The 20,566-nt window shown below is 70.3% G+C and carries 17 protein-coding genes and 1 tRNA gene; 9 read left to right on the top strand and 9 right to left on the bottom strand.

Annotated features, from left to right (window positions below):
• Positions 1–16 precede the first annotated feature (16 nt).
• From hutH to OHA77_RS36405, 3 genes are all read left to right on the top strand, one after another.
• Positions 17–1,564, top strand: a complete 1,548-nt coding sequence (gene hutH / locus OHA77_RS36395; protein ID WP_326823663.1) for a histidine ammonia-lyase — start codon at positions 17–19, stop codon at positions 1,562–1,564.
• Positions 1,565–1,694: 130 nt separating this feature from the next.
• Positions 1,695–2,717 (top strand): chorismate-binding protein, encoded by a 1,023-nt coding sequence (locus tag OHA77_RS36400; protein WP_406313779.1) that lies wholly within the window; start codon positions 1,695–1,697, stop codon positions 2,715–2,717.
• Positions 2,714–3,544, top strand: coding sequence for an aminotransferase class IV (locus OHA77_RS36405; RefSeq protein ID WP_326823661.1), 831 nt, complete (start codon positions 2,714–2,716; stop codon positions 3,542–3,544). Before OHA77_RS36400 ends, OHA77_RS36405 begins: the two co-directional genes overlap by 4 nt.
• Positions 3,545–3,548: 4 nt before the next feature.
• Here OHA77_RS36405 and OHA77_RS36410 read toward each other — a convergent pair whose 3' ends face one another.
• The gene (locus OHA77_RS36410) at positions 3,549–4,934 is read right to left on the bottom strand and encodes an LVIVD repeat-containing protein (protein ID WP_406313780.1); all 1,386 of its coding nucleotides are present in this window, start codon (positions 4,932–4,934) and stop codon (positions 3,549–3,551) included.
• Positions 4,935–5,013: 79 nt separating this feature from the next.
• On the opposite strand from OHA77_RS36410, the gene OHA77_RS36415 reads away from it, so the two are divergent.
• Positions 5,014–5,610 (top strand): DUF305 domain-containing protein, encoded by a 597-nt coding sequence (locus OHA77_RS36415; RefSeq protein WP_326823659.1) that lies wholly within the window; start codon positions 5,014–5,016, stop codon positions 5,608–5,610.
• Between the two features lie 98 nt (positions 5,611–5,708).
• Here OHA77_RS36415 and OHA77_RS36420 read toward each other — a convergent pair whose 3' ends face one another.
• Positions 5,709–6,125, bottom strand: coding sequence for an SsgA family sporulation/cell division regulator (locus OHA77_RS36420; RefSeq protein ID WP_012892610.1), 417 nt, complete (start codon positions 6,123–6,125; stop codon positions 5,709–5,711).
• Between the two features lie 460 nt (positions 6,126–6,585).
• Between OHA77_RS36420 and OHA77_RS36425 the strand changes: the two genes are divergently transcribed.
• Positions 6,586–6,657: transfer RNA gene (locus OHA77_RS36425), tRNA-Val, on the top strand.
• A 245-nt stretch (positions 6,658–6,902) separates the two neighbouring features.
• Positions 6,903–7,799, top strand: coding sequence for an LLM class F420-dependent oxidoreductase (locus tag OHA77_RS36430; RefSeq protein WP_406313781.1), 897 nt, complete (start codon positions 6,903–6,905; stop codon positions 7,797–7,799).
• Positions 7,800–7,842: 43 nt separating this feature from the next.
• Here OHA77_RS36430 and OHA77_RS36435 read toward each other — a convergent pair whose 3' ends face one another.
• From OHA77_RS36435 to dapD, 3 genes are all read right to left on the bottom strand, one after another.
• Positions 7,843–8,457 (bottom strand): hypothetical protein, encoded by a 615-nt coding sequence (locus OHA77_RS36435; protein ID WP_326823657.1) that lies wholly within the window; start codon positions 8,455–8,457, stop codon positions 7,843–7,845.
• A 116-nt stretch (positions 8,458–8,573) separates the two neighbouring features.
• Positions 8,574–9,035 carry a cupin domain-containing protein gene (locus OHA77_RS36440; protein ID WP_406313782.1) on the bottom strand — a complete coding sequence of 154 codons (462 nt, stop codon included), beginning with the start codon at positions 9,033–9,035 and terminating at the stop codon, positions 8,574–8,576.
• 189 nt (positions 9,036–9,224) lie between these two features.
• Positions 9,225–10,202: a 2,3,4,5-tetrahydropyridine-2,6-dicarboxylate N-succinyltransferase gene (dapD, locus tag OHA77_RS36445; protein ID WP_406313783.1), complete on the bottom strand. Its 978-nt coding sequence runs from the start codon at positions 10,200–10,202 to the stop codon at positions 9,225–9,227.
• A 94-nt stretch (positions 10,203–10,296) separates the two neighbouring features.
• On the opposite strand from dapD, the gene OHA77_RS36450 reads away from it, so the two are divergent.
• Together OHA77_RS36450 and thrS are read left to right on the top strand one after the other, a co-directional pair.
• Positions 10,297–10,911 carry a GH25 family lysozyme gene (locus OHA77_RS36450; protein ID WP_326823653.1) on the top strand — a complete coding sequence of 205 codons (615 nt, stop codon included), beginning with the start codon at positions 10,297–10,299 and terminating at the stop codon, positions 10,909–10,911.
• A 70-nt stretch (positions 10,912–10,981) separates the two neighbouring features.
• Positions 10,982–12,958, top strand: a complete 1,977-nt coding sequence (thrS, locus tag OHA77_RS36455; protein WP_326823652.1) for a threonine--tRNA ligase — start codon at positions 10,982–10,984, stop codon at positions 12,956–12,958.
• A 129-nt stretch (positions 12,959–13,087) separates the two neighbouring features.
• Here thrS and OHA77_RS36460 read toward each other — a convergent pair whose 3' ends face one another.
• Entirely contained in the window at positions 13,088–13,627 is a 540-nt protein-coding gene (locus OHA77_RS36460; protein WP_406313784.1) for an Asp23/Gls24 family envelope stress response protein, read from the bottom strand.
• A gap of 227 nt (positions 13,628–13,854) precedes the next feature.
• On the opposite strand from OHA77_RS36460, the gene OHA77_RS36465 reads away from it, so the two are divergent.
• Entirely contained in the window at positions 13,855–14,406 is a 552-nt protein-coding gene (locus OHA77_RS36465; RefSeq protein ID WP_326823650.1) for an HIT domain-containing protein, read from the top strand.
• Here OHA77_RS36465 and OHA77_RS36470 read toward each other — a convergent pair.
• From OHA77_RS36470 to OHA77_RS36480, 3 genes are all read right to left on the bottom strand, one after another.
• On the bottom strand, positions 14,349–16,454 hold the full coding sequence (locus OHA77_RS36470; protein WP_406319930.1) for a hypothetical protein: 2,106 nt from the start codon (positions 16,452–16,454) through the stop codon (positions 14,349–14,351). The genes OHA77_RS36465 and OHA77_RS36470 overlap by 58 nt on opposite strands.
• A gap of 93 nt (positions 16,455–16,547) precedes the next feature.
• Positions 16,548–18,128 (bottom strand): glycoside hydrolase family 10 protein, encoded by a 1,581-nt coding sequence (locus tag OHA77_RS36475; RefSeq protein ID WP_406313785.1) that lies wholly within the window; start codon positions 18,126–18,128, stop codon positions 16,548–16,550.
• 159 nt (positions 18,129–18,287) lie between these two features.
• Positions 18,288–20,420 carry an elongation factor G-like protein EF-G2 gene (locus tag OHA77_RS36480; protein ID WP_406313786.1) on the bottom strand — a complete coding sequence of 711 codons (2,133 nt, stop codon included), beginning with the start codon at positions 20,418–20,420 and terminating at the stop codon, positions 18,288–18,290.
• Positions 20,421–20,566: the final 146 nt, after the last annotated feature.

Here is a 20,566-nt window from a genome sequence, read left to right on the forward strand (position 1 = left end):
GCGAGAGAGTGACGCCATGCGCGACAACGAGGTCGTGAACATCGGACCGGAGCCGCTGAGCTTCGGAGAAGTCGTCAGAGTGGCCCGGTACGGCGCCGCGGTGCAGCTCACCGACGACGCCGTGGCGGCCATGGCCGCGGCCCGCACCCGCGTGGACGAACTCGCCGACAGCCCCACGCCCGCCTACGGGGTGTCGACCGGGTTCGGGGCCCTGGCCACCCGGCACATCGCCCCCTCGCTCCGCGCCCAGCTGCAGCGTTCCCTGGTCCGATCGCACGCGGCCGGCTCCGGTCCCGAGGTGGAGACCGAGGTCACCCGGGCGCTGATGCTGCTGCGCCTGCACACGCTGGCGACCGGTCACACCGGCGTGCGCCCGAAGACCGCAAAGGTCCTCCAGGACATGCTCAACGCCCGGATCACCCCCGTGGTGCACGAATACGGCAGTCTCGGCTGTTCGGGCGACCTCGCGCCGCTCTCCCACGTCGCTCTCACGATCATGGGAGAGGGTGTCGTCCGTGACGCCTCCGGAGAGCGCGTGGACGCCGCCGAGGCGCTGAAGCAGGCCGGGATCGAGCCCGTCGAGCTCGCCGCCAAGGAGGGCCTCGCGCTCATCAACGGCACCGACGGCATGCTCGGCATGCTGATCCTGGCCATGGACGACCTCGGCCGCCTGTTCCGGACCGCCGACATCAGTGCGGCGATGAGCGTGGAGGCGCTGCTCGGCACCGACCGCGTCTTCGCCGCGGACCTGCAGGCCCTGCGCCCGCACCCGGGCCAGGCGGCCAGCGCCGCCAACCTCCGCGCCCTCCTGGCGGGTTCGCAGATCATGGACTCCCACCGGGACGGCACCTGCACCCGCGTCCAGGACGCCTACTCGCTGCGCTGCGCCCCGCAGGTCGCCGGGGCCGCCCGGGACACCCTCGCGCACGCCGCCACGGTCGCCGGACGGGAGCTCGCCTCCGCGATCGACAACCCGGTGGTCCTCGCCGACGGCCGGGTGGAGTCCAACGGCAACTTCCACGGCGCTCCGGTGGGCTACGTGCTCGACTTCCTGGCCATCGCGGTCGCGGACGTGGCGAGCATCTCCGAGCGCCGTACCGACCGGATGCTCGATGTGGCCCGCAGCCACGGCCTGCCCGCCTTCCTCGCCGACGACCCCGGCGTGGACTCCGGGCACATGATCGCCCAGTACACCCAGGCCGCGATCGTCTCCGAACTCAAGCGGCTGGCCGTGCCCGCGAGCGTGGACTCCATCCCGAGCTCCGCCATGCAGGAGGACCACGTCTCGATGGGCTGGTCGGCCGCCCGCAAGCTGCGCCGCTCGGTGGACGGCCTCACCCGGGTGCTCGCGGTGGAGATCCTCACCGCCGCGCGGGCGCTCGACCTGCGGGCACCGCACCGGCCCGCGCCCGCGACCGCGGCCGTGGTCGCCTCCCTGCGTCAGGCGGTCTCCGGCCCCGGCCCGGACCGCTTCCTCGCCCCGGAGATCGAGGCGGTGGTCCGGCTCGTCGCCGACGACGTGATCGTCGCCGCCGCCGAGTCGGTCACCGGCCCGCTGGGATAGCGGCGATCACCTCCGCCTCGATCGGCAGCCCCGGCCGGAACAGCCGTGACACCTCCACGGTCGTGCCGCCCGTCGCCTCCCGCCCGCACGCTGGTGCGTCCGCTGTCCGAGGTGGCGGGACAATAGTGCAGTGCACGACTCATTTGCGTATGTGGGCGGGCATCTGGCCACCCGGCTCCGTGATGTCACCACCGACCTGGCCGCGCTCGACGGCACGGGCTGGTGGGCCGTCGTGGTCGACTACGAGGGCAAGGTCACGTGTGCCCGGTTCGACGACGTCCGGCCGGTGCCGCTGCCCGTGCCCCGTGGCCCCTGGCACGGACCGCACCCGTCGTCGTGGCGCAGCTCGCTGGACCGGGCCGCCTACGAGGGCGGGGTACGCCGCATCCGCGACCACATCGAACGGGGCGAGGTCTACCAGGCCAACCTGTGCCGGGTGCTGACCGCGCCGCTGCCCGGGGACGCGGATCCGCTGGCGCTGGCCGTACGGCTGGCGGAGGGCAACCCCGCCCCCTACGCCGCCGCGGTGAGCCTGCCCGGGGTGAGCGTGGTGTCGGCCTCCCCTGAGCTCTACCTGGCCAGGGACGGCGACCTGATCGAGTCCAGGCCGATCAAGGGGACCGGAGTCACCGCGCGGGACCTGCTGGAGAAGGACTACGCGGAGAATGTGATGATCGTCGACCTGGTCCGCAACGACCTGGGCAGGGTCGCCGCCGTCGGCTCGGTGAGCGTGCCCGCGCTGTGCGAGGTGGAGGAGCACCCGGGACTGGTGCACCTGGTCTCCACGGTCCGGGCCCGGCTCGCACCGGAGTTCGGCTGGCCGGAGCTGTTCTCGGCGACCTTTCCTCCCGGCTCGGTGACCGGCGCCCCGAAATCTTCTGCTCTGCGCATCATCAATGAACTCGAACCCGAGCCGAGGGGGCCGTACTGTGGAACCGTGGGCTGGGTCGACGCAGACCGGCACCGAGCGTCGCTGGCTGTGGGCATCCGGACGTTCTGGCTCTCGTCCGACGAGATCCACTTCGGCACGGGCGCGGGCATAACCTGGGGCAGCGATCCGGAACGCGAGTGGCAGGAGACCGAGTTGAAGGCCTCCCGGCTCATCGCGCTCGCTTCCACGTCAGGTTCAGCAGGTTCAGGAGGAATTAGATGAACGTGCCCGTATGGGTCAACGGGGAACTTATCAGTCCGGAGCAGGCCGCCGTCTCGGTGTTCGACCATGGGCTGATGGTGGGGGACGGTGTCTTCGAGACCATCAAGTGCGTGAACGGCGCCTCGTTCGCGCTCACCCGCCACCTCGACCGGCTCCGGCTCTCCGCCCAGCGTATGGACCTGCCCGAGCCGGATGTCGACGCGATCGCCGCCGGCATACACGCCTGCCTGGCCGAGGCGCCCCCGTGGCGGCTCGGCCGGATCCGCGTCACCTACACCAGCGGCCCCGGCCCGCTCGGCTCCGACCGCGGGGACCAGGGCTGCACCACCGTGGTGATCGTCGACGAGCAGAAGCCGTTCCCGGCCACCGCGGACGTCACCGTCGTGCCCTGGCCGCGCAATGAGCGCGGCGCGCTCACCGGAGTGAAGAGCACCTCCTACGGCGACAACGCCAAGGCCCTCTTCTACGCCAAGGCCAGGGGCGGAGGCGAGGCGATCTTCGAGAACCTCGCCGGAAACCTCTGCGAGGGCACCGGCAGCAACGTCTTCATCGTGCGCGACGGCCGCCTGCTCACTCCCACGCTGTCCTCCGGCTGTCTGGCCGGGGTCACCCGGGCGCTGACGCTGGAGTGGTGCGACGCCTCCGAGGAGGACGTCCCCCTGTCGGCCCTCTACGAGGCCGAGGAGGCCTTCCTGACCTCCACCACCCGCGACATCCAGCCGATCCGCGCGGTCGACCAGACCGTGCTTCCGGTTGCGCCGGGCCCGATCACCGCCAAGGCGATGCGCGTCTTCGCCGAGCGCGGCGCGGCCGACCTCGACCCGTGACGGGTCACTCCGGATAGGAGACCTGGGTCTGGGCGTTCAGTTCCTTGAGCGTGACCTTCCTGGCCGGATCGGTCAGCGGATCGTCGATCCGGAGCACGTCCAGGCCCTTGGTGATGTCGCTGGAGTAGATGTAGCCGTTGTAGTAGTAGGCCGACCACGAGCCGCCGACTCCCTCGACGGGGCCGCGTTCGAAGAATCCGATCTCCCGCGGGGCGGACGCGTCGGTGAAGTCCCAGATCGACACCCCGCCCTGGTACCAGGACTGGACCATGATGTCCCTGCCGGGGACCGGCAGCAGTGACCCGTTGTGCGCCACGCAGTTCTCGTCGGGCTGCTGCTCTCTGGGGATCTTGAAGTAACCGCGGAGCGTGAGCTTGCGGTCCTTGGAGAGGTCGTACACGGCGTCCGCCCCGTGGTTCTCGGGCGTGGCGCCGTCGCAGGTGGCGCTGACGCCGCCGCCCAGCTCGTCGCCGAAGACCACCTTGGTGGCCGCGTTGTCGAACGTGGCCGAGTGCCAGATCGAGAAGTTCTCCTCGTCGTGCACGCGCTGGAGCACCCGCGGGTGCGGCCGGTCGGAGATGTCCAGGAGCAGCCCGTCACCGAAGCAGGCGGCGGCGGCCAGGTCCTTCTCCGGATACGCGGTGATGTCGTGGCAGCCGCCGAGGCTCTCCTCGTCCTTCTCCTCGGAGATCTTCGGCATCGACACCACCTTGGCCGCGGCCGGATCCTTGACGGGCACCTCGACCACGGAGAGGTTGTCGTGCGGAGCGGGACATGTCGTCGACTCCGGCTCCGGACCCGGCGAGGAGATGTAGAGGTAGACCTCGTCCCCGTCCTTGCCGGGAACGAGGGTGTGGGTGTGGGAACCGCACTCGGTGCGGACCGCCGACACGAAGGCGGGGTGGGCCTTGTCGGTGATGTCGAAGATCCGGATGCCCTCCCAGCCCTCGTCCGAGCCTCGCCGGCCTTCCGCGCTGCCGCACGCCGGGCCGCCACGCGGGGAGTCGACGGACAGGAACAGCAGGTTCCCGCTCACCGAGACGTCGTTCTGCTCGCCGGGGCAGAGCACCCGGCTGACCGCGGCGGGTCTGGTGGGGTCGGACACGTCGAACACGCTGAAGCCGTCGTAGTTGCCGACGAACACGTGATCGCCCTGGAAGGCCAGGTCGGTACCCCATGCCTGGGGCCCGTCCAGCGGGGCCTGCGGGGGTACGTTGGCGACATGCGTGACATTGGCGCTGTGCATGACGTCCGCGGACGCCGACGCCCCGGTCGAGGCCGTCGCCGCCGCCGAAGAGGTGGCGGACCGCGGAACCGCGGGAGCGGGATCGGCGCCGCACCCGGCAACCAGAAGCAGTGCGGTCAGGCCGGATGCCACAGTCGATCGCAAAATGACCTCATCACGTCGGGAGCCCTAACTCATTATCGAAGGTATGCGGGATATGCGTGGGCTATGTGCGGTTATCGTCATGATCTCGATAGCCTCGGCCCTCAGCGGCTGCGATGCGGCCGGGACGGGGGAGCGGGCCCCGCTGGTCGCGGGCACCGGGGCGCCGGTGATCGTCCCCGGCGGTCCGGGAGAGGCGGGCCGTACGGCGCGGCCGGGCGAGGGCCTCGGTATGTCCGAGGCCCGGGTGACGGCGGCCGACGTGCGGTTCGCCGAAGGCATGGTCCCGCACCACCGGCAGGCACTGGAGATGGCGGCGCTGGTCGCGCCCAGGTCGTCGTCGGTGGCCCTGCGGACGATCGGCGGGCGGATCACGGCCGCGCAACGGGCCGAGATCGCCGCCATGACGTCATGGCTGAGGTCGGTGGGCCGGCCGCCGGCGGGACATGACGACCACACGGTCACCCTGGAGCAGATGAACCGGCTCAGGGCCGCCAGGGGAGCGGCGTTCGACGAGCTCTTCCTGACCTTGATGATCGCCCACCATGAGGCGGCGATGACCATGGCCGGCCAGGAGCTTCGCGAGGGCACGGATCGGGCCATGCTGGCCGTCGCCCAGGACGTCCTGTCCGGGCAGGGAGTGGAGATCGCCCGGATGCGGAGGCTGCTCCGGCGATAGCGTCATCCGGACGCCCGAGCCCGGATGAGGTGACGGGCGGGCGACACGGGGTGCGCGGCGGGCGGCGGGCGGCGGACCTTCCGGCCGCCCGCCCGGGGTCAGGAGCTCCAGAGCATGTTGCTGAGCTCGGCGTCGAGGTCCATGAAGTCGGTCTCGCGACCGGCCGGGACCAGTTCGTACGTCCGGTGCAGGAACTCCGTGAGCGGAGCCAGAGGCACCTCGAACAGGGCCTGTCCGAACGGTGACGTGAGACTGATGTGCAGGGTCCGCTCGCCATCGGCGCGTGCGGGCCACACCTGGACGTCTCCGTCGCCGACGCGTCGCACGATGCCGACCGTCAGCAGTTCGCGGGCAAAGATCCACTCGACCGGTTCGTCGTTCCCCACGTGGAAGGCCATTCTGATCGCGTAAGGATCATCGGCCGTATAGCTCAGTCCGGCAAGCAGGGGGACGGTGGTACGGTCGGGGACCACAAGCCGAAGGCCAAGCTCGGCAGAGACGGTGGCGCTGTTCATCGTCAGCCAAACCTTTTTCGTCGTCGGTCCCCTCTTCGGGGCTTTCACTGCTCTGACGGACTTTGTCCCGAGCTATGACGCGGAACAAAGAAACCTGTAGGAAAGATTCCGCCTACAGGCCCTTCTGTAACACACATCACAGCGCGACATTTGGGCATCTACCTGGCTAAACATCACCAACAGGGCCTTATTTACAAGGGTTTTGCGTATCGTTTTGGTCACCGTCGACTCCTCCCTGGGGGCGTCTCGGGTCATAGAGGTTCGGCCTGGGTGGTTCGGTGCTTCTACGGATCAGGACGATGCTATGACACCGTAGCCCCCCACCGGACGCATCCCCAGACCTTTGCTCCACGACCGTGTCGCCCCTCCATGATCATCTCTGCCGCCGGTGTCGCTTCGCCAGAGGTCTCGGATTGCGGTATGGTTTTCCACGTCGGCACCACGAGGGGCCGGACAGGGCGGGCGATTAGCTCAGCGGGAGAGCGCTTCGTTCACACCGAAGAGGTCACTGGTTCGATCCCAGTATCGCCCACAGCAGTAAGACGCAGATGAGAGCCCGGTGGACTACGCAGTCCGCCGGGTTTTTCGCTCTCCTGTCATCGTTCCCAGGCGACAAGATCATCACAACTGTTTCCCGGTCCAGGTCGTGTCAAGTCCGACCGTCCGGAAGGTGACCTTCCTTTGCCGAGGCCATGCGGGCGCCCTGAAGTCGATCTCCGTACCCGGGCGTTTCGCCTTCTAGACTGGGCGCAAAAACTAGAATGGAGTTCGGTAGCGATGCGGATCGGACTGTTGCTCGACGAACCCAAGGGACCGGACGCACTGGGCAGGCTGCGGGAGCAGATCGCCCGCGCCGCCGGCGACGGCTTCACCTCGGCCTGGATGTCCAACATCTTCGGTCTCGACGCGCTGACCGCGCTGGCCGTGGCCGGCAGCGGGGTGCCGGGGATCGAGCTGGGCACCGGAGTCGTCCCCACCTACCCGCGCCACCCGGCGGTGCTCGCCCAGCAGGCGCTCACGGTCAACGCGGCCCTGGACGGGCGGCTCGCGCTCGGCGTCGGCCTGTCACACCAGGTCGTGATCGAGGGCATGTACGGCTACAGCTTCGAGCGACCCGCCCGGCACATGCGCGAATACCTGTCCGTCCTGGTGCCGCTCGTACGCGGGGAGCACGTGGCGTTCGAAGGAGAGACGCTCAAGGCGCAGATCGGGCTGACGACGCCCGGCACCGGCGACATGCCCGTGCTCATCGCGGCCCTGGCCCCGCGCATGCTCAAACTGGCCGGTGAGCTGGCCGACGGCACCGTGCTGTGGATGACCGGTCCCAAGACCGTGACCGAGCACGTGGCGCCCGCCGTCACCGAGGCCGCCCGCGCCGCCGGACGGCCCGTGCCGAGGATCGTCTGCACGCTCCCCGTCTGCGTCACCGATGACGTCGAGGCGGCCAGGGAACGGGCCGGCGAGGTGTTCAAGATCTACGGCCAGCTGCCGTCCTACCGGGCGATGCTCGACCGGGAGGGCGCCGCAGGACCGGCCGATGTGGCGATCGTCGGCGACGAGGACGCCGTCTCCGCCCAGATCGAGGCGCTCGCCGAAGCGGGAGTCACCGACTTCGTCGCCGCCCGGTTCACCTCGGACAGCCGGACCCGGGACTTCCTCGGCACCCTGCTCTGATCGCGGCCCGTCCGGCCCGCCGTCCGAGTCTCCCGGCGGCGGGTCAGACGCCGAAGGCGCTCAAGGTCGCCCAGGCCGAGCCTGCGCCGACGACGGCCCCGGCGGCGACCTGGGCGGGGGTGTGGTGCCGCAGCCGTACCCGGGCCCAGCACACCGTGGCCACCACCAGCGTGCCCACCACGAGAGCCGGTACGGCGGGCAGCACCTGGGCGAGCACCATCACGGTGCCCGCCGAAACCGCCGCGTGAAAGGAGATCTTCCACCTGAGCGTGATCGGAACCGTCAGCGCGAGCGCGGCCAGCATCGCGGTCACGGTGGCCACCAGCAACCTGGGCGCGCCCAGGGAGGCCAGCAGCACCAGTGCGACGAGCACCGCCACGACCGCCACCAGCAGCGGCCTCGTCCGGCTCGCCCGATCGACCAGATGGTGGGAGTCCAGCCGGCCCGACCGTACCCCGGCCAGGATGACCCCGGCCGGGACGCCGCCGCACAGCGCCGAGGCCACCAGCCCCCACCCGGCGCCGGACCAGCCGTCCGTCGCCAGTCCGACGACCGGGGGCAGCACGATGACCAGCACCTGGGGCGCGAACAGCCCGGTAACCCACCGCGCGGCCACCATCGTGACCTTCCCGCCGTGCGTCGCTTCCCGACCGGTCATGCCACTCCCATTGTCGCGGGTCCGTGGCCCAAGCCTGTCAGGTGGACAGCTCCGAGTTGACATCTGCGGCGCCGTGCCGCATTTCCTCCCTCGCCCGAAGGCGGGGGTACCTGCGCTCAAAGCGCGTTGATGAACTTCCGGAAGTCGTCGATCCTGGCGGGTTGGGGTGGCTGCCCCTCGGTGCCGGGCCGGGGGAGGCGATCGAGCATCTGAGTGCCGACGATGTGCCGGCCGACCACGGCGTGCAGGCGCACGACGCCACCGGACAGGTTGCGGAAGCCGTGCGGGGTCCCCGAGGGGACGAAGATCACCGCACCGGGGCCGACGACGCGCCGCTCGTCGCCGAGGTGGGCCTCGACCTCGCCCTCGTCGACGATCAGTAGTTCCTCGGTGGTGTGGATGTGGAGCGGGACGCCCTCGCCGGAGGCGAGCCGCTCGAAGCTGACGACCAGGTCTTTGACGTAGTTCCCGTCGGGGGAGACGGGGTCCATCACGGGCCACATGGACGAGCCCGGCTTGTAGTTGTCCGGGTCGCCCTCGGGGAAGGGCAGGTAGTTCGGCGTGTCGATGATGGCCATGCGCAGCAGCATCACCCGTGCGGGGAGCCGGCGGAAGAACGCACTTTCCGGTAACCGGGTGAGGTGCGGATAACCATCCGGCTCACCCGGCCCGTGTCGTCCTCCCGGTGCCGGACGCCGTCACGCCAGGAGGGCGCGGCCCGCGGCGGGGCGGTCGGCCGGACTGCTTCCCGCCGCGGGCCCCGGAGGTCAGTCGTTGGCGTGCAGCGCGCTGTTGAGCTCCACGCCGGTGCCCCGGCGGGGGACGGCCTCGACGGCGCCGGAGGTGGAGTTGCGGCGGAACAGCAGACCGGAGGCGCCGGAGAGCTCCGCGGCCTTGACGGTCCGGCCGTCGGGGAGGGCGACCTTGGTCCCCGCGGTGACGTAGAGGCCGGCCTCCACGACGCAGTCGTCGCCGAGGGAGATGCCGACGCCGCTGTTGGCGCCCAGCAGGCAGCGGCTGCCGATGGAGACGACCTGCTTACCGCCGCCGGACAGGGTGCCCATGATCGAAGCGCCGCCGCCGACGTCGGAGCCGTCACCCACGACCACACCCGCCGAGATGCGGCCCTCGACCATGGAGGTGCCCAGCGTCCCGGCGTTGAAGTTGACGAACCCCTCGTGCATCACGGTCGTGCCGGAGGCCAGGTGGGCGCCGAGCCGGACCCGGTCGGCCTCGGCGATCCGGACACCGGAGGGCACCACGTAGTCGACCATCCGGGGGAACTTGTCCACGCCGTAGACGGTCACCTGGCCGCGGGCCCGCAGTCGCAGCCGCACCGCTTCGAAACCCTCCACCGGGCACGGGCCGTGGCTGGTCCACACCACGTTGTTCAGCACGCCGAACAGACCGTCCAGGTTCTGCCCGTGCGGCCGCACGAGGCGGGCGGAGAGCAGGTGCAGGCGGAGGTAGGCGTCGTGGGTGTCGGCGGGCGCCTCCGACAGCTTGGCGATCCCGGTGTACACCGCGACCACCTCCACGCCGCGGTCCTCGTCCGGGCCGAGCAGCGCGGCGACCCCGGAGCCGAGCGCCTCGGCGGCCTCCTGCGGGGTCAGCCGCCTGGTGCCCGGAGCGGAGGGCTCGCCCAGTTGCGGGGAGGGGAACCAGGTGTCGAGCACGGTCCCGTCCGGGGTGATGGTCGCGATGCCGGCACCGTGGGCGCCTGAGGTCTCTGCTACTACGTTCACGGCGACCAAGCCTAGTCAAAGCCGGTGCAATGGCAGTACGCCGAGGGAGAGTCGGACACGTGCCCGTGTCGTCCGGGTCGTTAGCGTTGCCGCCATGTTGCGTGGCATTGATGTGTCGAACTGGCAGGGCGCCGTCGACTGGGACCGTCACGCCGACAACGGGGTCGCCTTCGCCTTCGCCAAGGCGACCGAGGGGGGCGATTTCACCGACCGCTGGTTCGGCAGGAACTGGACCGGCATGCGGGAGAACTGGATCGTCTGCGGGGCCTACCACTTCGCCCGTCCCGCGGGTGACCCGGAGGTCCAGGCGAGGCACTTCCTGCGGGCCGTGCAGCGGGCGGGCGGCCTGGACCGCGGCGACCTGCTCGCACTCGACCTGGAGACCAACGACCGGCTGCCCGCCCGCAAGGTGGCCGACTTCGCCCGCCGCTGGTGCCGGGCGATCACGGCCCAGGCCGGGGTGCGGCCGGTGGTCTATACGTTCCTGACGTTCGCGCTGAACGGCAACTGCGCCGGGCTGGAGGGCTATCCCCTGTGGATCGCCGCGCCCAACAATCCCATCGGCAGGCCCGACGTCCCGATCCCATGGCACAGCTGGACCATCCACCAGCACTCCCACAAACCGGTGGACCGCAACGTCTTCCGGGGCACCCGGGCCGAGCTCACCTCGCTGGGCTACCGGCGCCGTGATGTCCGCGACGACGCCTGAGATATCGCCTTGCGGACACCGGTACCATCGATGGCCAGACCTCAATGTCACCGTTTCTCAAGGAGCAACCGTGTCCGCCGTGCCAGAACTTCGTATCACCCTCGCCGGAGCCGAGCGTGTGGTGGCGGGGGGCACGACGTACGGCGACGCCCTCGAAGCCGACGGCCGCTCGGTGGTCGCCGCCCGGGCCAACGGCGAGCTGAGGGACCTCGCGGCCCCCGTCGCCGAGGGCGACGTGGTCGAGCCGGTCGCGGTCGACAGCCCCGACGGCCGGGCGATCGTGCGTCACTCCACCGCGCACGTCATGGCCCAGGCGGTCCAGGAGCTGTTCCCGGAGGCCAAGCTGGGCATCGGCCCGCCGGTGGAGAACGGGTTCTACTACGACTTCGACGTCAGCAACCCCTTCACTCCCGAGGACCTCAAGCGCGTCGAGAAGCGCATGCGTGAGATCGTCAAGCAGGGGCAGCGCTTCTCCCGCCGGCCCGTCTCCGACGAGGAGGCGCGCGAGGAGCTGGCGGCCGAGCCGTACAAGCTGGAGCTGATCGGCCTCAAGGGCGGCGCGACCGCCGACGACGGGGCCGATGTCGAGGTGGGCGGCGCTGAGCTGACCATCTACGACAACCTCGACCCCAAGACCGGCGACCTGTGCTGGAAGGACCTGTGCCGCGGCCCGCACGTGCCGACCACCCGGTCCATCCCGGCCTTCAAGCTGATGCGCTCCGGCGGTGCCTACTGGCGGGGCAGCGAGAAGAACCCGCAGCTCCAGCGGATCTACGGCACCGCCTGGGAGTCGCGCGACAAGCAGGACGAATACCTCCACCTGCTGGAGGAGGCCGAGAAGCGCGACCACCGCAGGCTGGGCGCCGAGCTGGACCTGTTCAGCTTCCCGGCCGAGCTGGGCAGCGGCCTGCCGGTCTTCCATCCCAAGGGCGGGATCATCCGCAAGGAGATGGAAGACTACATGCGCAGGCGGCAGGGCGAGGCGGGCTACGAGTTCGTCAACACTCCGCACATCACCAAGTCGCAGCTGTTCGAGACCTCCGGTCACCTGCCGTGGTATGCCGAGGACATGTTCCCGCCCTTCGAGCTGGAGGGGGTCGAATACCGCGTCAAGCCGATGAACTGCCCGATGCACAATCTGATCTTCCGGGCGCGCGGGCGGTCCTACCGTGAGCTGCCGCTGCGGCTGTGCGAGTTCGGCTCCGTCTACCGCTACGAGAAGTCGGGCGTCGTCCACGGCCTGACCCGGGTGCGCGGCATGACGCAGGACGACTCGCACATCTACTGCACCCGGGAGCAGATGGTCGGCGAGATCAAGAGTCTGCTCACCTTCGTGCTCAGCGTGCTGCGCGACTTCGGCCTGTCGGAGTTCTACCTGGAGCTGTCCACCCGCGACGACTCCGAAAAGTTCATCGGTGATCCGGCCGACTGGGACGAGGCCACCGAGGCGCTGCGCCAGACGGCCCTGGAGTCGGGGCTCGAACTGGTCGACGACCCGGGCGGTGCGGCCTTCTACGGCCCCAAGATCTCGGTGCAGGCCAAAGACGCGATCGGCCGCACCTGGCAGCTGTCCACCATCCAGCTCGACCTCAACCAGCCCAAGCGGTTCGAGCTCGAATACCAGGCCGCCGACGGCAGCCGGCAGACGCCCGTCATGATCCACCGGGCGCTGTTCGGCTCGATCGAGCGCTTCCTCGGCGTCCTCACCGAGCACTACGCCGGCGCGTTCCCTCCGTGGCTCGCCCCGGTGCAGGTCGTCGGCATCCCGATCGCCGAGGCCCACGCGCCCTACCTGCACGACCTGGCCAAGAAGGCCCGCGAGCGGGGCATCCGGATCGAGGTGGACGCCTCTGACGACCGGATGCAGAAGAAGATCCGCAACGCGCAGAAGTCCAAGGTGCCGTTCATGCTCCTGGCCGGTGACGAGGACATCGCCAACGGCGCGGTCTCCTTCCGTTTCCGCAACGGTGAGCAGAAGAACGGCGTGCCGGTCGACGCCGCGATCAACGAGATCGTCGACGCGATCGAGCGCCGCGTCCAGGTCTGACCAGCCGGCGAACAAGTACGGCGGGCGGCTGCCGCCGCCCGCCGTACGGCTGTCCGGGCTCCTCAGCGCCCTTCTCCGGGTGCGGCGGGCGATGTCCGTCCCCCGCCGCGCCCGCGGCCACCGGCCCGCTCAGGACTCGTCGGACACCTCCGGCCGGTCCTCACCGGGCAGCCGGACGTCGTCCACGTTGACGTTGACCTCGACGACCCGCATCCCCAGCATCCGGCTGACCGTGCGGGCCACGCTGGTCTTCACCTCGTTGGCCACGTCCATGACCACGTGGCCGTACTCCGCCACGATCGCCACGTCCACCGCGACCGTGCGTTCCTGCACGTGGGCGCTCACGCCGTGGCGGGAGCGCCCGGCACCGGATCCGGTCGCGATGCCCGCGCGCTCGCGGACCGGCTGCACCATGCCGACGGGACCGGCGCCCAGGTCGGCGACGCCGGCCACCTCCAGTGTCGCGAGGGCGGCGACCTTCTCCACCACCTCGTCGGCCACCTTGATCCGTCCCTTCACCACGGCCGCGGCGACCGGCTCGGCGACCGGTTCCCGCGAGGGGGCGGCAGGGGGAGCGGACAGGGTCAGGGAGAACGGGTGGGCGGCGATGGTCGTTTCGGCGGGAGAGTCGGTCTCCTCGGCGATTTCCTCGACGGAGACGTCGGTCATGGGGTGCTCCTTGGCTTTTGATGGTCACGCTCGGAGGAATTCTGCCGGAAGTCTGCACCATTTGCCCGCAGATGCCGTGTCGGAGGTGCCTGGGCCGCAGCCGCCGGGGCCCGCGACCGGCGCCCGGATGTCTCCCATGCTCCCCGGCTGCTCCCCGGCGCGAGGCGGCAGACCGGCGGCGGGAGGTGCCGAAGCGGGCGAATCCGCCGGGCAATATGCTGATCGCCATGAGCGAAGAGCAGGAGACGCAGCACGGGGCAGGGACGCCGGACGCGTTCGAACGGCTCTGGACTCCCCATCGGATGGCCTACATCAAAGGGTCGAACAAGCCGACCGGACCGGGCCCCGATGACGGCTGCCCGTTCTGCGAGATCCCGAAGCTGAGCGACGAGGAGGGGCTGATCGTCGCCCGCGGCCGCTCCGTCTTCGCGGTGCTCAACCTCTACCCGTACAACTCCGGCCATCTGATGGTCTGCCCCTACCGGCACGTGGCCGACTACGCGGACCTGGACGACGACGAGACGGCCGAACTCGCCGACTTCACCAAGCGGTCGCTGGCCGCTCTGCGCAAGGCCAGCGGCGCACAGGGTTTCAACGTGGGCATGAACCTCGGCGGCGTGGCGGGCGCGGGCATCGCCGCCCATCTGCACCAGCACGTGGTGCCCCGCTGGGGCGGGGACACCAACTTCATGCCGGTGGTCGGCCAGACCAGGGTGCTGCCTCAACTGCTCCGCGACACCAGGGAACTGCTCGCCGGCTCCTGGCCCGCCTCCTCGTAGCCGGCCGTGCCGTCGCGAAGGGCCTTGATGCCCACCGACAGCACCAGCGGCACGCCGAGCGCGAGCGCCATGGACAGCACGGCCGCGCCCGAGTCGTTGACCAGCATGCCGACCACCCCGCTGACCAGGGTGCCGATCAGTCCCGCCCGCAGGGCGGGGGAGTGGCCGAACGCGGCGGGGAGCACGCCGGCGCTCGCCGTGTCCGGCCGCAGCAGCGCGTAGACCAGGAACACCGCGGCGGTGATCACGATCGGCATCAGGTTGGGACTGAGCAGCGTGCCCAGCATCGCGCCGAGCTTGCGGCCGATCACCTCCATCGCCTCACCGGTGAGCACCTGGCCGACGAAGCGGCCCAGATGCGTCTGGGAGGCGGGCGGGCGCAGGTGGTCGAGGTAGGCGATGATCATCACGGTGATGCCGCCCGCCACGCAGAACCCGCCCAACTTGACGATCGAGACCCGCCTGCCCGCGATCAGGAGGGCGGTGACCGCGATGCCCGGCACGAAGGCGATCACTCCACCGAAGTCGCTGCCCACCCCCGGCCACCCGCCCAGGATCATGGCCGAGCATCCCAGTACCACCACGGCGGCGACCGCCGCTGTCCGCCGGCCCCGCCCAGCCAGCCGGTGGGCGATCGAGGTGGTCAGCAGGAGCACCGAGGTGGCGAAGAGCGCGAACGGGATGTTGCCGAGGCCGTAGTAACGGGCGCCGACCACGGCGGTGTAGCCCATCAGACTGTTGAGCTGCAGGGACGTCCCGGTCAGCAGGTCACCGGCGAGCACCGCGGCGGTGACTCCGGCCACGACCGTCAGCGGCCCGAGCGGGCTGCGCCGCCACGGACCGGCCAGCGCCACCGCGGCCAGCAGCAGCGCCAGCCCGGCGATCCCACCGGCCAGGACGAGCGCCGGTGCCCCGGTGTGATGCCAGGGGAGGAGGTTGACCAGATAGGTGGAGACCGGCACGGAGGCGAGCGCCAGCGCCGCCACACGGACCCCGCCGAGCCCGCGCCTGCGTCGCATCAGCAGGAACGCGGTGACGTAGAAGGCGACCTGGAGCACGGCGACGACGGTGAAGAAGATCCCGCCCGCGTTCCTGATCGTCTGACCGGCCACGTCGGCGTTGACCAGCTCGGACCGTACGGCCTCCGTGCCGCCGGTACGGCTCCCGCCCGTCTGCCAGGGCACCCCGATCACGGTCGGCGGTGTGGCGATGCCCGTCACCGCCAGCATCGTGGCGGTGATGTCCGGCAGGAGGGTGATGTCCTCGCGGTGGGTGGACGGCGCCCCCAGGAGCCGTCCTGAGGCGTCCGCCGCGCGCATCATCGCCACGCGCAGATGCGGTGCCGCGCCGTGGTCGGCCAGGCCGGCCAGCAGCACGGTGGCGTCCTCGGGCAGCGCGTCCAGCACCGCTCCGACACGGGCGTCGGCCCGCCGCAGCGCCGTGGCCCGCTGCTGCGGGGTGAGCGCCTCCTCCACGTCGGGCAGCCGGTCGCCGGTCACGTAGGGCCTGATCAGGTCGTCCACGTCCACGGCGGCGACCCGGCACCTGCCGAGCGCGTCCGGTGGGAGCGTCGCGGAGGCGGGGGCGTAGAAGTCCACCCTGCCCTTCCGGTCGGCCAGCGCCAGCGCCGCGCCGGGGCCGATCGCCGTCGTGCACTCCCCGGCGGTGTGCACGGCCTCACCGAGCGTTCCCGCGTTCTTCTGCCCGGCGACCCGGTACAGGTAGTCGTAGTCCGGGATGGCCGCGCCGGGGCCGTCCGGTCCGGGGACCGGTGGGAGCCCGCAGCCGTAGCTGACCGCGGACCTGACTCCGGCCGACACCGTCAGCCACCCGTCATAGGGGCACGTCACCCTGCCGACCGCCCGGACAGACAGCGAGCCGGCCGCGCTCTGGCCGGCCAGCCGCCACAGGTTCGGGGTGATCTCGGGTCCGAGGTCGCTCCACTGCAGGCCGGGAACGCCGATCAGCACCGCCCGTCCCTGCGCCGGCGCGGCGTGCGCGGCCACCGGCCACAGAACACTCAGGACCAGTGCGAGCGCGGCAGACATCCGCCTCACGAGCGACCTCCCAGACCTCGGCCAAATGCTGGCACCGTAGGGGATCATTGTGCCCCCGTCCAGGGAATCCGATGATCACCGAGGTCAGGGACCGGCCTTGGTGGGCGCGCTCTCATTGTGCAGACGGTCGAGGGCGGTGACGAGGTAGGCGCCGCCACCGGCGGCGGCGAAGGTCTGACGGTCGCCGCCCGCGGCGGGCACGACCGCGACCAGGTTGCGGGCGTCGGCGGTGGCGCACTCACCGACCTTGCCGGAGGGAACCTGGTAGACCGCGTAGGAACGGGCGCCGGGAGAGGACTTCCAGCTGAGCGTGGTGCCTTGGGCCTTCACCTCGGTGGGCGCGGCGGGGGCCTGGCCGCCGAGGCCCTTCATCAGGGGCAGCAGCGCCGGATGGGAGTAGAAGTTCTTGGTGATCCGGTCCAGCACGCGCAGCGGGTTGGTCAGGAGCTGTTTGGCGCTGAAGTAGACGTCGCCCTTGACCTGCTTGTGCTCGCGGTTCTCCGCGAGGTTCGAGGGCAGCGCCTCCGGCCTGGTCCAGGCCGCGTTGGTGGTGGTGCCGACCAGGTAGAGGGCCTGGCCGATGTAGAGGTGCACGTCGGTGCCCTTGACCTCGTTCGCCCACCAGGGCATCAGCACGTCGTAGTCGGCGGCCTTGAAGCCGCGCGGCCAGTAGAGCTGCGGGGTGACGTAGTCGACCGTGCCCTTGCGGATCCAGTGGCGGGCGTCGGCGTAGATGGAGTCGTAGGCGGACATGCCGGCAGTGGCCGAACCGGTGGGGTCCTCGGACTTGTTGCGCCAGATCCCGAACGGACTGACGCCGAACTTCACGTACGGCTTCGTCTCGTGCACGGTCTTGTCGACCTGCGCGATCAGCTTGTTGACGTTGGCGCGGCGCCAGTCGGCGAGCTTGTCTCCCTTGCCGTACTTCTTGAAGGCGGCGCTGTCGGCGAACACCGCGCCGCCGGCGGGATAGGGGTAGAAGTAGTCGTCGAAGTGGACCCCGTCCACGTCGTAGCGCGTCACCACGTCCTTGACGACCGAGGTGACGTGCTCGCGGACCTGGGGCAGGCCCGGGTTGTAGTAGATCTGGCCCGCGTATCTGACGATCCAGTCGGGGTGGAGCCGGGCCGGGTGGTTGGCCGGCAGCCTGCTCACGTCACCGTCGGAGGCGGCGCGGTAGGGGTTGAACCAGGAGTGGAACTCCAGCCCTCGCTTGTGCGCCTCGGCGACCAGGAAGGCCAGCGGGTCCCAGCCGGGGTCCTTGCCGGCCGTACCGGTCAGATACTGCGACCAGGGCTCCAGGGACGACTTGTAGAAGGCGTCGGAGGCCGGGCGGACCTGGACGAACACCGCGTTGAGCCGGCGCTTGACCGCGTTGTCGAGGATCTTGACGTATTCGGCCTGCTGGCGGGCGACCGACAGGCCGGTCCGCGAGGGCCAGTCGATGTTCTTCACCGTGGCGATCCAGACGCCGCGCAACTGCCGCTTGGGATACTTCGCGTCGGTCGTGCACGACGCCGTCCCGGAGGTCGTGGTGGTCGCCTCCTGCGTGTGCTTGGGGGCCGCGGACTTGGTCGGCGGGGCATCCGGGCCGAAGGCATAGGCGGCGCCGGTGGTGACGACGGCGAGGGCGGCGGCGGCGAGCAATGGGCGTCCGGTTCGCATGGTTCCTCAGTCTGGCACCGGAGCGGGGATGGTTCGGCCCGAAAAAAGAAATCGTTTCGTGATGACACTGTTACGTAAATAAATCTTTGGGGAGGCGTGGGCATAATGGTCCGCGCCTCCCGACGATGACCGTGCGGAACGGCTCACCCCGGCGGGACGTCAGCCGGCGACCTTGTCCACCAGATGGGCGGGGAGCGGCTCGTAGCGCAGGAAGGTGCGCTGGAAGGAGCCCGTGCCGTGTGACATCGACCGAAGGTCGATGGCGTAGCGGGTGATCTCCAGCGCGGGCACCTCGGCCCGGACCAGGGTGCGACCGGTGCCCACCGGTTCGCTGCCCAGCACGCGGCCCCGACGTGACGACAGATCCGACATCACCGCGCCCACGTGGTCGTCGGCGATCAGCACGGCCACCTCGTCGACCGGTTCCAGCAGCAGCGTCGAGACCTTCGAGGCGGCCTCCTTCAGCGCGAGCGCCCCGGCGATCTGGAAGGCCATGTCGGAGGAGTCGACGGAGTGGGCCTTGCCGTCGTACAGCGTCACCCGCACGTCCACCATGGGGTAGCCGGCCATCACCCCGCGCTGCATCTGGGTGCGGACGCCCTTCTCCACCGAGGGGATGAACTGGCGCGGCACGACACCGCCGACGATCTTGTCCACGAACTCGAAGCCTCCCCCGGAGGGCAGGGGTTCGACCTCCAGATGGCAGATCGCGAACTGCCCGTGGCCGCCGCTCTGCTTGACGTTGCGCCCCAGAGCCTGGCAGCTTCCGCCGAAGGTCTCCCGGAGCGGGACCCTCAGTTCGATCTTCTCCACCTCGACGCCGTGCCGCTTGCTCAGCCGGTCCAGCAGGACGTCGGCGTGGGCCTCGCCCATGCACCACAGCACGAGCTGCCGGGTCTCGGCGTTGTTCTCCAGGCGGAGCGTGGGATCCTCGGCGACCAGCCGCTGCAACGCCTGGCCGAGCTTGTCGTCGTCCGCCTTGGACGTGGCCTGGATGGCCACGGGCAGCAGCGGTTCGGGCATCGTCCAGGAGGCCATCAGCAGGGGCCGCTCCTTGCTGGAAAGGGTGTCGCCGGTCTCCGCGCGGGACAGCTTGGCCACCGCGACGATGTCGCCGGCCACGCACAGGGGGGTCGTCCGCTGGAGCTTGCCCAGGGGCGAGGAGAGCGCGCCGATGCGTTCGTCCACATCGTGGTCCTCATGGCCGCGGTCGGCCAGGCCGTGTCCCGAGACGTGCACCGTCATGTCCGGGCGCAGCGTTCCGGAGAACACCCGCACCAGGCTGATCCGGCCCACGTAGGGATCGCTGGTGGTCTTGACGACCTCGGCCACGAGTGGTCCTTCGGGGTCGCAGGCGATGCCGGGGACCGGTGTGCCGTCGATCTCGGTGACCTCCGGCAGCGGGTGCTCCAGCGGGGAGGGGAACCCCTGGGTGATGAGCTGGAGGACCTCCAGCGCCCCCACGCCGGTCCCGGTGGCGAGCACCGGGTGGAAGCCGCCGCGCGCCACCGCCTTCTCCAGGTCGCCGATGAGCGCCTTGGTGTCGATCTCCTCCCCGGAGAGGTAACGGTCCATCAGGGACTCGTCCTCGCTCTCCTGGATGATCCCCTCGATCAGCGCGCCGCGGTACTCCTCGATCTGCTCCTGGTAGGAGGGGCCCGGCGCGTTCTCGGTCCGGGCGCCGGTCGCGTAGTTGTAGAACTTCTGGGTCAGCAGCCCGATCAGGCCGTTCATCCGCCCGTTGGTGACCACCGGGAGGTACAGCGGGGCCACGCTGTCGCCGAAGGCGTCCTGGCAGGAGGCGAGGACCTCGTGGAAGTCGGCCCGCTGATGGTCGATCTTCGTGATCACGACCGCCCTCGGCATCCCGACCGCCGCGCACTCCTCCCACAGCATCCGGGTCAGGCCGTCCACGTCCTCCGCAGCCGAGACCACGAACAGGGCCGCGTCGGCCGCGCGCAGTCCGGCGCGCAGGTCACCCACGAAGTCGGCGTAGCCGGGGGTGTCCAGCAGGTTGATCTTGATGTCGTTGTGGACCATCGGGGCCAGGGTGAGGTTCACCGAGCGCTGCTGGCGCACCTCGACCTCGTCGAAGTCGCTGACGGTGGTGCCGTCCTCGACCCGGCCGGGCCGCTGGACGGTCCGCGTGGCGGCCAGGAGCGCCTCCACGAGCGTCGTCTTTCCCGAGCCGGAATGGCCGACCAGCACGACATTTCTCACCATGTCCGGCCGATCGGCCGCCGGAGCCCTCCCCGCGGCTCCCGCTGCCCCGCCGGTTGCCTTCTCTGCCACGTCGCCTCCCGCATCGTTGCCGAAAAGGAGCGCGGCCGGATGCGGCCACACCCCCGGGCCCGCTGCCACGTCCGTGCACCGCAAGGACGCGGTCTGTTCACCAAATACCCATGTGGCGAATATCACAAGAGGTTTGAGACGATCCT

The sequence above is a fragment of the Streptosporangium sp. NBC_01639 genome, assembly GCF_045209755.1.
In the GTDB taxonomy this organism is placed as follows: domain Bacteria; phylum Actinomycetota; class Actinomycetes; order Streptosporangiales; family Streptosporangiaceae; genus Streptosporangium.